The organism is Anaerofustis butyriciformans (assembly GCF_036289385.1).
GTDB classification, from domain to species: domain Bacteria; phylum Bacillota; class Clostridia; order Eubacteriales; family Anaerofustaceae; genus Anaerofustis; species Anaerofustis butyriciformans.
In genome coordinates this window covers 355,288-367,593 of the sequence record NZ_JAYFFH010000001.1, presented here as the reverse complement: position 1 = coordinate 367,593, position 12,306 = coordinate 355,288, and the positions used below count along the sequence as shown (strand labels likewise).

The window sequence follows — 12,306 nt, the reverse complement described above, 5'->3', positions numbered from 1 at the left end:
TTTATTAAATATAAAAATTATATTTTAGGTAGGATTAGAAAATTTTATAAATTAATTATATTTATATAAAGAAATGAACATATACATTCTTATTTTTAAAAGATTATAATTAATATAGCTAATAAATGATTCAATTATAATATATTAGATTATATAAGGTTTATATTAATATTTTTATTTTAAGCAGGTTATGCCTGCTTTTTTTATATTTTTAATATGTACTTTTATTCTTTTTTTCCAAATTTCTACATTCCGATTTTGATAATATCTTGTAGGTGAAAATAATATTGAGAGGTATAAAAATGAACTTTGAAATAACAATAAGAAACAATATCCTTATTGTTTCCATTTTGGGAGATTTAGACGATCATGTAACAAATGATATAAGAGAAAATATTGATTATGTATTATGCAAAAAAGAAATAAACCACCTTATTTTTGATTTAAGCAAAGTTACATTTATGGACTCTGCAGGTATAGGGTTATTTATGGGTAGATTTAGACAAATAAAGAAGAGAAATGGAGAATGCGGTATTGTTACAAGAGATGAACAGATAATAAGAATACTTAGAATGTCGGGAATACTTTCAATTTTCGATTTATTTAAAACTTTACAGGAAGGAATAAACAAATATGAAAACAGGTAAAAACATAGAAAACTACTTAAATGTTCAGTTTAAAAGCATATCAGAAAACGAATCGTTGGCAAGGCTTATTATTTCAAGCTTTATTCTGTCTCTAAATCCATCAATGGAAGAATTAAACGATATAAAAACAAGTGTCTCGGAGGCAGTTACAAATTCTATAATACATGGTTATAACAATAAATCAGATAACCTTATAACAATGGAAGCATATATAAAAGAAAATGAAGTAACAATAAAAATAATAGATAAAGGAATTGGGATAGAGGATATTAAAAAGGCAAAAGAACCTCTTTACACTTCAAAACCGGAGCTTGAAAGGTCTGGGCTTGGATTTACTATTATGGAAAGCTTTATGGATACACTTGAAATAGAATCTAGATATGGAGAAGGTACAAGTTTAATTATGAGCAAAAAAATATCTTCAAAGGATACATATCAAAATGAGTAACGAGTCTGTAAAAATAGATTATTTTTCAGATGAAGTAAAAGAACTTATAATAAATGCACAACAAGGTGATAAAAATGCTTTAGAAGAACTTACCATAATAAACACTCCGCTTATTAATTCAATATTAAAAAGATATTTATCTTATAACGTACAATATGAAGATTTATTTCAAATAGGAGCAATAGGACTAATTAAAGCAATAAAAAAATTTGATTTTTCCTTTTGCACAAAGTTTTCTACTTATGCGGTGTATGTAATAAACGGAGAATATAAAAGGTATTTTAGAGATGAAGGAATAATAAAAGTAGCAAGGAATTTAAAAACAATATATCTTAAATCAAGAAAAATAAGAGAAGAATATATAAAATTAAATGGTGAAGAACCTGATGTAAATTATTTAAGTGAAAAAATAGGTGTATCAAAAGAAGATTTAATTATGGCTTTTGAAGCTTGCAGACAGCCTGAATCACTTAATAAAGAACTGACAAACAAAGATAAAACAAAAGTCTTACTTATGGATAAAATTAAAGATGAAAAAGATAATAATGAAATGATTATAGAAAGGCTTGATCTTAAAAACGCAATAATGAGTTTAAATAAAAGAGACAGGCAGATAATTGTTTTAAGGTATTTTAAAAATAAAACACAAACACAAATTGCAGAAATTTTGGGACTTTCTCAAGTTCAGGTATCTAGACTAGAAAAGAAAATAATAGAAAATATGAAAAAAACTTTTGAAAATTAAATTTTTGAAAGTTTTTCTTTTTTTGGGTAAAAATATAAATAAATTTATTTTTGGGAGAAAGATATGGAAACCAACGAAAAAAATATAAAACAATATAAAAAAATAGTTAAGGAAAACAAACCAAAGCCTAAGAAAAGTCATTTAATAATGTCATTTTTAGTAGGAGGATTTATTTGTATTATAGGACAAATAATAAATGATTTTTTTTCTATGAAAGGATTTTCTATAACTGAAGCATCAAATATGACATCTATTGTACTTGTATTTATCGGTTCTTTTTTAACCGGTATAGGTGTTTACGATAATATAGGAAAAAAAGCCGGAGCAGGTTCTATAGTTCCAATAACAGGCTTTGCGAATAGTGTTGTATCTTGTGCCATGGAATACAGCAAAGAAGGATATATTTTCGGAATGGCAGCAAATATGTTTAAAATTGCAGGTCCTGTTATTGTATTTGGGATTACATCAAGTTCTATCGTAGGGCTTATATATTTTATTTTAACGAGGTAGATAATGAGTAAAAAACTTGGAAAGCAAACTTATAAATTTGATAATTTAATATCAATTTCAGATACCAGAGCCATAGTTGGACCAATGGAAGGAGAAGGTCCCTTAAGAAGTTATTTTAATGAAATTATTAAAGATGATTTACTCGGGCAGAATTCTTATGAAAAAGCAGAACATCAGATGTGCCTTAAAAATATTCTTGCAGTGATGGAAAAGAACAATTTAAAACAAAGTGATATAGATATCTATATAGGCGGGGATTTATTAAATCAAATTATAACTACAAATCTTACTGCAAGAGATTTAAAAATTCCTTACTGGGGTGTTTATAACGCATGTTCTACTTTTGTAGAGGCTCTTCAGACAGCTTCAACGCTTTTAGACGGTGACTTTATAGATACTGCTATAATAAGTGCTACAAGCCATTTTTCAACGGCAGAGAGACAGTATAGATACCCTTTGGAACTCGGAACTCAGTCTCCGCCCACTGCTCAAAGAACTGTTACGGGGAGCGGTTGTGTACTGTTAAATAAAAATGTAACAAATAAACCAATAATAACACATATGACAATAGGAAAAGTTATGGATTTTGAGCAAAATGACCCAAATGATATGGGAAGCGCAATGGCTATTGCCGCTTGTGATACAATTATTACTCATTTAGAAGATATAGACAAATCACCACAAGATTACGATTTAATAATTACAGGTGATTTGGGTATTGTGGGATACAATATCGCCAAGGACTTTTTAAGAAAAAAAGGAGTAAATATAGAAAATATATACAAAGACTGCGGAATGCTTATATACGACACAAAGAATCAAGATGTTGTAAGCGGAGGAAGCGGTGCAGGATGCAGTGCAAGCGTATTTTGTTCTTTTCTATACGATAAACTTTTAAAAAAAGAGTTAAACAATATTTTGCTTGTGGCAACAGGTGCTCTTTTAAGTCCTGTCTCTACGGGACAAAAGGAAAACATTCCTTGCATTGCACATGCAGTATCTATTGAAAATAAATATTAAAGGAGTTTTTATGGAATATTTAAACGTATTTATAACAGGTGGGATACTTTGTCTTATAGCACAAATTATAATGGATAATACAAAGCTTGTTTCTGGACAAATTCTTGTAATATATATAGTTATGGGTGTTATTTTAACGGCTATTGGATTATATGAACCCATAGTACAATTTGGAAAGGCAGGAGCGACAGTTCCTTTAACAGGTTTTGGTTATTCTCTGGTAAAAGGAACCATTCTTCAGGTAAAACAAGACGGAATTATTGGAATATTAACAGGCCCTCTTACGGCTACGGCAGGAGGGATTACCGCAGCAATAATTTTTGGATATTTTTTTGCGTTTATTTTTTCTCCAAAAACAAAAAAATAAAAATTATTTATTAACTTTACAAGTATTTTTTTTAAGTGCTGACATAAAATTTTAAAGAGGAAACAGGTGATAAAATGATATATAAATTTGAAAAATTTATAGTAAGTTTAATTGTTGTTTTAAGTATTTTATGTATTGGGCTTAATATTTTGGATAAAAACGAAATAATATCTACTGTAAGCAGTACTTCAAATGAACAGACAAAACTGGTAAATTCCAGTAATTATTTACAAGCAGGCGTAATAAAAATGTCTTTTAGTGAAAGTGACGGAGTAAAAATACTTGTAAACGGAGAAGAAGATTTTAATTATACTTTAAAGAATAATATAATGACTCTTGCCGTAAGCGATAAAGATGTTGTGGAAGTGGATCTTAGAAACTTTAAAGAAGATAAATTAAGTGTACTTGTATTAAAGGTTTCTGATAATATAAAATCTCCAATGGTTAATGAAAAGTACGAATTTAACAAAGGTATAAACAAACTTTTTAGTGTTAAAATATAATTAAATACTTGTTAAAATTAAAAAGATATTATATAATATTTTATAAGTATTTATCAGAATTTGAGGTTTACTAATGAGTAAAATAATAAATATAGCAATTGATGGACCTGCTGGATCAGGTAAAAGTACAATAGCAAAAATAATCGCAAAAAAACTTAATATTACTTATCTTGATACAGGTTCTATGTATAGAGCTTTTACTTATTATGCACTTGAAAACAATGTTGAAAGTGATGATAAGGAAAATATTATAAAACTTCTTGAAAACATTGATCTTGTACTTGATAAAGATGAAATTTTTGTAAACGGCAAAAACGTAACAAAAGAAATAAGATTTGAAAATATAGATAAAAACGTTTCTAAATACGCTGCAATAAAAGAAGTAAGAGAAAGAATGGTAAATATTCAAAGAGATATCTCAAAAGGCAAAAGCGTTATAATGGACGGAAGAGATATTGGAAGCGTTGTTCTTCCGGATGCAGAATTTAAGTTTTATATGGATGCATCAGCAGAAGAAAGAGCAAAAAGAAGATACCTTCAAAATATTGAAAGAGGAAAAGAAGTTCCATATGATGATATTTTAGAAGATATAAGATTAAGAGATGAAAACGACAAAAACAGAGAAGTTGACCCTCTTGTTGTTTGTGAAGACGCAACAGTAATTGATACATCAGATATGACAATAGATGAAGTAGTTGATTTTATAATAAATAAAGTAAACGGTTAGTAGGTAGTGTATGTTATATGATTTTTTAAGACCAATAATAAAGGTTTTATGTAAAATTTTATATAAAGTCGAAATAACAGGGCTTGAAAATCTTCCGAGTGAAGATGAAGGTTACATAATTTCAGGTAACCATATCCATATTTGGGACCCTGTTGTTATGGCTGTGCAAATTAAAGGAAGACATCTCCATTTTATGGCAAAAGATGTCTTATTTAAATCTAAATTTTTAAATTGGTTTTTACATAAAGTATATGCAATACCTGTTAGAAGAGAAGATAATGACATTGTTGCAATAAAAAGTGCAATAAAAGTTTTAAAAAATAAAGAAGTTTTGGGGCTTTTCCCTGAAGGAACAAGAAATAAAACAGACAAAAAAATGCTTGAACCAAAAGGCGGACTTGTTCTTTTGGCAACAAGAATGAAAGTTCCAGTTGTTCCTGTTGGTATTAGAGGTGAATATAAGTTCAGAAAACCTCTTACCATTAATTATGGAAAGCCTATATATTTAGATAAATATTACGGTAAAAAACTTACCAGTGAAGATTTTGTAGAAATATGCAAAAAAGAAATTTATCCTGAAATTATAAGATTAAAGGAAATGTAAAATGAGTATAATAAAAGCAAAAAGTGCAGGTTACTGCTTCGGTGTAAATAAAGCTGTTGAAACAGCTTATGAAGCAAGTAAAAACAAGAATGAAAAAGTTTATACCCTTGGACCTTTAATACATAATGCATTTGTTACAAATGAATTAAAGGAAAAAGGTGTAGATATAATTGAAGACCTTGACAGTATAGAAAGCGGAACGGTTATAATTCGTTCTCACGGCGTTGGAAAAGATGTATATGATAAGATTAAGGAAAAAAATCTAAAACTTATCGATGCAACTTGTCCTTATGTAAAATCTATTCAAAATAAGGTTGAAAAATATCATAATAAAGGGTATACTATAATAATTGTAGGAGATAAAAATCATCCCGAAGTTATAGGGGTTAACGGGTGGTGTGAGAACTCTGCTCATGTTATTTTCTCGCTAGATGAAGCGAGAGAATTTAAAACAGATAACAGTGTTTGTATTGTTGCCCAAACTACAATTATTAAATCAATCTTTAATGATATAACAGATATTATTAAAGAAAATTGCGCAGATGTGGTAATTTTTAATACAATATGTAACGCCACAAGCGTAAGGCAGGAAGAAGCCAGTAAGATAGCATCAGAAGTTGAAGCTATGGTAGTTGTTGGTGATACTCATAGCTCAAATACAAAGAAATTGGTTGAAATCAGTAAATCAAAATGCAAAAATGTTTTCTTTGTTGAAAAAGCTTCGGACTTGGACGATGCTATAAAGAAATATAAGAATATTGGACTAACGGCTGGAGCATCTACACCAACCCAGTTAATAGAGGAGGTAATTAATACTATGGACAACAACATGGTGGATAGTTTTGAAAAAAACATCGAAGAATCAATGAAAGAAATTAGAGAGGGAGATATCGTTGAAGGCGAAATCGTTGCTGTCGATCACAATGAAGTAACAATGAATATTGGTTACAAATCAGACGGAATTGTTAAAAAAGCTGATTATTTATATGACCTTATGGAAGACTTAACAACAAAAGCCGCTAAAGGTGATAAAGTTAAAGTTATGGTTATGAGAATGAATGACGGTACAGGGAACGTTTCATTATCTAAAATCAAAGTTGATGAACTTAGTGCTTTAGATGAAGCAAAAGATAAATTTGAAGCAAAAGAAACAGTTAGCGCTAAAATTACAAAAGTTGTAAAAGGCGGTTTAATTGTTGACTTAGGATTCATTAAAGCATTCATGCCTGCTTCTTACTATGATACAAAATTCATTAAAGATTTTGATAATTTACTTGGTAAAGAAGTTGAATGTAGAATCGTAGAATTTGATAAAAACAAAAACAAAATTATTGTTTCAAGAAGAATTCTTCTTGAAGAAGCTTACAAAGAAAGAAAAGCTAAAGAAAAAGAAGCTAAAGACGCAGCTATTGCTAATTTAGAAATCGGTAAAGTTATTGAAGCTCCAATCAAAAACATTACAAACTTTGGTATGTTCATTGATTTAGACGGCGTAGACGGATTTATTCATATTTCTGATATCGCTTGGAAAAGAGTTAACAATATTAATGATTTATACAAAGTTGGCGACAGCGTAAAAGCTATTGTAACTGAACTTGACAAAGAAAGCTACAAAGTAAAATTAAGCGTTAAAGATTTAACAAAAGAACCATGGCAAGAATTTATTGAAAATTATACAGTAGGTCAAACAGTATCTGCTACAATTAAAAACACAACAAGCTTTGGTGCTTTTGCAGAAATTATTCCTGATGTTGAAGGTTTAATTCACATCTCTCAATTATCATACGACAGAGTAAACAAAGTTGAAGATGTTGTTAAAACTGGTGATAAAGTTAATGTTAAAATTATTGAAATTAATAAAGATAAAAGAAAAGTTTCTTTAAGCATTAAAGAAACAATGGATCCACCAAAAAGAAAAATTGAAAGAAACAAAGTTTATCATCAAGAAGATGGTAATGTAACTTTAGGTGATATCTTCGGTGACCTTTTAAAATCTGAATAGTATTAAATTTTCCCTGCACTTTATTTAGTGCGGGGATTTTTATTTAAAGGAGGAAAAAAATGAAAAAATTACAAATTGCCTTGGACGTAAAAAGCTTGGAGGAAAGTATCGAAATTGTAAAAGAATGTGAAGAGTATATCGATATAATTGAATTTGGAACCCCTATTGCTTATAAATACGGAAGTGAGGGAATAAAAAAATTAAAAGAAACCTTTAAAGATAAAAAGATACTTGCGGATTTTAAGATTATGGATGCAGGTGCATTTGAAACGAAAATAGCTCTTGATGCCGGTGCGGATATAGTAACTGTTCTTGCTGTAAGTGATAATCAAACAATAGAAGATTCTTTAGAAGAAGTAAAAAAAGCGGGAAAAGAACTTCTTGTTGATTTGATTTGCGTAGATAATTTAGAAGAAAGAGTTAAATATTTGGAAAGTATTGGAGTTGATTATATTTGTGTACATACGGGAGCTGATACACAAAAGAAAGGGGCAACTCCTCTTGATGATTTAATAAAAGTTAAAAGCTTAGTAAAAAATACAAAAGTTAGTGTTGCAGGCGGTGTCAAACTTGAAACATTAGAAGAAATAAATGCACAAAATCCTGATGTAATAATAGTTGGCGGCGGACTTGTAAATAGTTCTACACCAAAAGAAACTGCTAAGAAAATGAAAGAAATGATAAAATAACCTATATAATTTTTTAAGACAGGGAAAAATTTCCCTGTCTATTTTTTTATAATTGAAAAGTTTATAAATTTTGTTGTAGAATGTGTATATAAAGAATTGAGGGTAATGTTATGAAAAACAATAGATATAGAATTTTTCTCATATTAAAGCTTCTTTATGAAAAAAGCGATGAAGAAAATCCATTAACAACAAAAGATTTTTTTAGTTATTTAAAAGAACATAATATTAATATAGATAGAAAAACATTTAATGAAGACATATCTTTTTTGTCAGAAGTAATGGGATATGATATAATTTGTGAAAAAGGCAATAAAAATATTTATTTCTTTGGTGAACGACTTTTTGAGCTTCCTGAGCTTGCAATGCTTATAGATGCGGTATCTTCTTCACAGTTTATAAGTAAAAAGAAAAGTAAGATTATCATAAATAAACTTATGATGTTAGTTTCAGAAAATCAAAGAAGACATCTTAATCGAAATATTATTAACACAGGAAAAGTAAAAACAAATAATAACTTAATATATTATATTATTGATTTGATAAATACAGCTATAAATAAAAATAAAAAAATATCTTTTAGATATTATGATTACAATATAAATAAAGATAAAATATTTAAAAATAATGGTGAAGTATATATTCTTAGCCCATACACTTTATATTGGAATCAAGATAAGTATTATCTTGTAGGTTATTCCGATAAAAGAAACGATGTTGTTTCTTTTAGAGTTGATAGGATGGAAATTCCAACAATGCTAGATGATGAAAGAACAAAGTTCCCAGATGGTTTTTCTATTACAGATTATGGGAAAAAGATATTTAGTATGTTTCCGGGGGAAGAAAAAGAAGTTATACTTAAATGTAAGAATGAATTAATGAAATATATAATAGATAAATTTGGGGAAGATGTACCTGTTTTAGAAAAAGGAAAAGAGGATTTTTTAGTTAAAGTTCGTGTTGGATTAAGTCCGACATTTTATGCTTGGATATTTCAATTTGAGGGTGGAATTAAAATTGTCTCACCTCAAAATGTTATTGATGACTTTAATAAAATGTTAAATCAAAATTATATAGGAGAGAACTTCACTAAAGAAATATTTAGTGAAGTTATGTAAAATGGAAAGTAAACTTATAAATGAATTTTTAAATACAAATAATATTTCTAAGGCATCAACTAAAGGGTATTTATATGACTTAAATACCTTTGTTTTATTTATGATGAAGAGAAACCATATTAATAATTTAGATAACGAAGCTGATAAAGATTTATTCTTAAACCTTAATAGTATCGACATGTATGCTTATGTTGATTATTTAAAAAAAGAACTTAAAAATTCAGATAAAACTATCGCAAGAAAAATATCTGCAGTTAAAAACTTTTATAAATTTCTTAATAAAAAATATGGTCTAAATAACGAAATAGTTTCGTTCAAATTTAGATATAATAATGATAGTTTAAATAAAGATGTTCTTTCTAATGAGCAGATAAATGATTTAATAGATTACGTAAAAAACATTGAACCGGAAAAGAATCAAATAATAATTTTTCTTATGTTATTTAATGGACTTACGGTTAAAGAAGTTCAAAACATAAAAACTGAAGATATTTTTGATAATAATATCATAATAAACAAAAACAGTGAAAATGAAAGAATTGTTAAAATAAATGACGCTCTCAGAGCCATTTTAAGCCGTTTTTTATTTTCAAACGACCAAATATACCTGTTAAATAGTCCTTCAAATCCCGAAAAACCAATTTCAACAAGAAGAATACAAGAAATTGTTAAAAATGCACTTAAGAGAATTGGAATTGAAGAAAAAGGAATAAGCAGCAATATTTTAAGGAATACTGCAGTAAAAATGTTAAAAGATTATAACAATGCAGGTTTTAATGAAATCAAATCATTCTTGGGACTAAAAACAGATAAACAAGTTGAAAGATATCTAAAAGATAAAAAAGAAGAAATTGATATGAATAAAAATCCATTTAGTAAATTTTAAAATGGTATAGATATAAAATGGTATAGATATAAAATGGAATATATATTAAAAAGATAATAGAAAATAACATTATAAAGATATTAATGCTTAAAAGCCTTATAATCAAAGGGTTTGAGAAGATGTGTAAAAATATGTTAATTTTATTATAAAATATAGTCAATTCTATGTTAAAGTTGTCTTTAGCGGAAAGTTGGTTAAAAACTATTTATATTCCCTTTAGATAAAAGTATCTTTAATATTAGTTATTTCAATAATAAAAAACAGCCCTACATAGAGCTGTTTTTTATATTACATACTTTCTTTTAAAATTTGAACGATTTCTTCGTGGCTTAATTTTTTATAACCGCCTTCCATTATGAATGAACCTTTTGCAATTCCTTCAAGCATATCTTCTTTAACGCCTAAGTCTTTGATATTCATAACAAGACCGATTTCTTTCATCCATTCTTCCATTCTGTCAAGGCCTTCTTTTGCAATTTCTTCATCAGTTTTGTTTTCTGGATTCACTCCCCATACGTTAACTGCAAATCTTTTAAATTTATTTAAACCATATGGACAGATATAACGATAATATGCCATTGAAATAGCTGATAAAGTCATACCGTGAGTAGCATCAGTATAAGCACCGATTGATTGACCTATCATATGAACCATCCAGTCTGTTGTTTTGCCTTTTGCAATTAAAGTATTTAATGCCCATGTTGCAATCCACATTATGTTACTTCTTGCTTCATAATCTGTTGGATTTTTTACTGCTATTCTTGAACTATGAATTAATGATTTAAGTAACCCCTCGCTAATATAGTCAGAAGTATTGTCATCATCATCTGAAAAATATTGTTCTGTGATATGATTCATAATATCGTAAAAACCTGCTACCATTTGGTATTTAGGAAGAGTATAAGTAAAAGTAGGGTTTAAAATTGAGAATTTAGGGAATACATTTTCGCCGAATACATGACCTATTTTTAATTTTTGTTCATGATTTGTTATAACTGCTCCCCCGTTCATTTCTGAACCTGTTCCTACCATTGTAAGCACACATCCTACAGGAATGATTTCATTGTCTACATCTTCCATTCTTAAATAGTATTTATCCCATGGATCTTCATCGCAGTAAGTTGAAACAGAAACTGCTTTTGCGTAGTCACATACAGAACCGCCGCCAACTGCAAGAATTAAATCTACTTTATTTTCTTTAGCAATTTTACATCCTTCATAAAGTTTTTCTACTGTTGGGTTTGGCATTACTCCAGGATCTTCAAAGATGTTTTTGTCATTTGCTTTTAAAATTTCAATTACCTTATCATATATACCGTTTTTCTTTATTGAGCCACCACCATAGCTTAGCATGATATTTTTACCATAATTTTTTAATTCATCATTTAAATAGTTTAATGAATCTTCACCAAAATATAATTTTGTAGGGTTTGAATATGAAAAATTTCCTAACATTTAAATTTCTTCTCCTTTATATTATAAATTTAAGCTTTTAACAAAGCTTTCTAATGTTTCTTTTGTAATATTACCGTTTAACATTCTGCCTTCTTTTATTATAGTGCTTTCAGATACGCTTCCTTTTAAATCCTTTGAAATACCTCTTAGACCACTACCTCCTGAAGTTGCGAATAATACAACCTCCTTGTTTTCAAAATTGTATTTTTCAAGGAATGTATTGATAATAGTAGGCGCTGTATACCACCAAATTGGGAAACCTAAGAATACTACATCATAGTTTTCAATATTTGGATTATTATCTATAATTTCAGGTATTGAGGATTTATCATCCATTTCAATAGAGCTTCTTGATTTCTTATCATGCCAGTTTAAATCAGCTGATGTGTAAGGATTTTTTGGCTCTATTTCATAAATATCACAATTTAAAGCTTCAGCGATCATTTGAGCTTTATGTTTTGTAGTTCCTGTTGCTGAAAAATAAGCAACTAATGTATTTTTCATCTTATAAAACCTCCTTGTTTTATCTTAGGCTTAGTCTATCACTTGGAGTTTACTCCATGTCAATACTTTATTTATATATTTTAT

General features: G+C 28.3%; 15 protein-coding genes. 13 read left to right on the top strand and 2 right to left on the bottom strand.

Going from position 1 to position 12,306, the window contains the following annotated elements; translation table 11 throughout:
- The first annotated feature begins 302 nt into the window (after positions 1-302).
- From V2W16_RS01835 to V2W16_RS01775, 13 genes are all read left to right on the top strand, one after another.
- Positions 303-647 carry an STAS domain-containing protein gene (locus V2W16_RS01835; RefSeq protein ID WP_138268991.1) on the top strand — a complete coding sequence of 115 codons (345 nt, stop codon included), beginning with the start codon at positions 303-305 and terminating at the stop codon, positions 645-647.
- Complete coding sequence (gene spoIIAB / locus V2W16_RS01830) at positions 634-1,095, top strand: anti-sigma F factor (protein WP_329380485.1); 462 nt, start codon at positions 634-636, stop codon at positions 1,093-1,095. Before V2W16_RS01835 ends, spoIIAB begins: the two co-directional genes overlap by 14 nt.
- The gene (locus V2W16_RS01825; protein ID WP_138268989.1) at positions 1,088-1,840 is read left to right on the top strand and encodes a sigma-70 family RNA polymerase sigma factor; all 753 of its coding nucleotides are present in this window, start codon (positions 1,088-1,090) and stop codon (positions 1,838-1,840) included. Before spoIIAB ends, V2W16_RS01825 begins: the two co-directional genes overlap by 8 nt.
- 63 nt (positions 1,841-1,903) lie before the next feature.
- A complete protein-coding gene (spoVAC, locus tag V2W16_RS01820; protein ID WP_329380482.1) occupies positions 1,904-2,350 on the top strand; it encodes a stage V sporulation protein AC in 447 nt (148 codons plus the stop codon).
- 3 nt (positions 2,351-2,353) lie between these two features.
- Positions 2,354-3,370, top strand: coding sequence for a stage V sporulation protein AD (gene spoVAD / locus V2W16_RS01815; protein WP_425353931.1), 1,017 nt, complete (start codon positions 2,354-2,356; stop codon positions 3,368-3,370).
- A 10-nt stretch (positions 3,371-3,380) separates the two neighbouring features.
- Positions 3,381-3,737 carry a stage V sporulation protein AE gene (gene spoVAE / locus V2W16_RS01810; RefSeq protein WP_138268986.1) on the top strand — a complete coding sequence of 119 codons (357 nt, stop codon included), beginning with the start codon at positions 3,381-3,383 and terminating at the stop codon, positions 3,735-3,737.
- 74 nt (positions 3,738-3,811) lie between these two features.
- Entirely contained in the window at positions 3,812-4,240 is a 429-nt protein-coding gene (locus V2W16_RS01805) for a hypothetical protein (RefSeq protein ID WP_253229299.1), read from the top strand.
- A gap of 73 nt (positions 4,241-4,313) precedes the next feature.
- The gene (cmk, locus tag V2W16_RS01800; RefSeq protein ID WP_329380476.1) at positions 4,314-4,967 is read left to right on the top strand and encodes a (d)CMP kinase; all 654 of its coding nucleotides are present in this window, start codon (positions 4,314-4,316) and stop codon (positions 4,965-4,967) included.
- A gap of 10 nt (positions 4,968-4,977) precedes the next feature.
- Complete coding sequence (locus tag V2W16_RS01795; RefSeq protein WP_329380473.1) at positions 4,978-5,571, top strand: lysophospholipid acyltransferase family protein; 594 nt, start codon at positions 4,978-4,980, stop codon at positions 5,569-5,571.
- 1 nt (position 5,572) lies between these two features.
- A complete protein-coding gene (locus V2W16_RS01790) occupies positions 5,573-7,573 on the top strand; it encodes a bifunctional 4-hydroxy-3-methylbut-2-enyl diphosphate reductase/30S ribosomal protein S1 (protein WP_329380470.1) in 2,001 nt (666 codons plus the stop codon).
- A 59-nt stretch (positions 7,574-7,632) separates the two neighbouring features.
- On the top strand, positions 7,633-8,262 hold the full coding sequence (gene hxlA, locus V2W16_RS01785; RefSeq protein ID WP_329380466.1) for a 3-hexulose-6-phosphate synthase: 630 nt from the start codon (positions 7,633-7,635) through the stop codon (positions 8,260-8,262).
- 110 nt (positions 8,263-8,372) lie between these two features.
- Positions 8,373-9,377, top strand: coding sequence for a helix-turn-helix transcriptional regulator (locus V2W16_RS01780; RefSeq protein WP_329380463.1), 1,005 nt, complete (start codon positions 8,373-8,375; stop codon positions 9,375-9,377).
- Between the two features lies 1 nt (position 9,378).
- Positions 9,379-10,263 carry a tyrosine-type recombinase/integrase gene (locus V2W16_RS01775; RefSeq protein WP_329380460.1) on the top strand — a complete coding sequence of 295 codons (885 nt, stop codon included), beginning with the start codon at positions 9,379-9,381 and terminating at the stop codon, positions 10,261-10,263.
- A 288-nt stretch (positions 10,264-10,551) separates the two neighbouring features.
- Here V2W16_RS01775 and V2W16_RS01770 read toward each other — a convergent pair whose 3' ends face one another.
- On the bottom strand, positions 10,552-11,718 hold the full coding sequence (locus tag V2W16_RS01770; RefSeq protein WP_329380457.1) for an iron-containing alcohol dehydrogenase: 1,167 nt from the start codon (positions 11,716-11,718) through the stop codon (positions 10,552-10,554).
- Positions 11,719-11,739: 21 nt separating this feature from the next.
- On the bottom strand, positions 11,740-12,222 hold the full coding sequence (locus V2W16_RS01765; RefSeq protein WP_329380454.1) for a flavodoxin: 483 nt from the start codon (positions 12,220-12,222) through the stop codon (positions 11,740-11,742).
- Positions 12,223-12,306 lie beyond the last annotated feature (84 nt).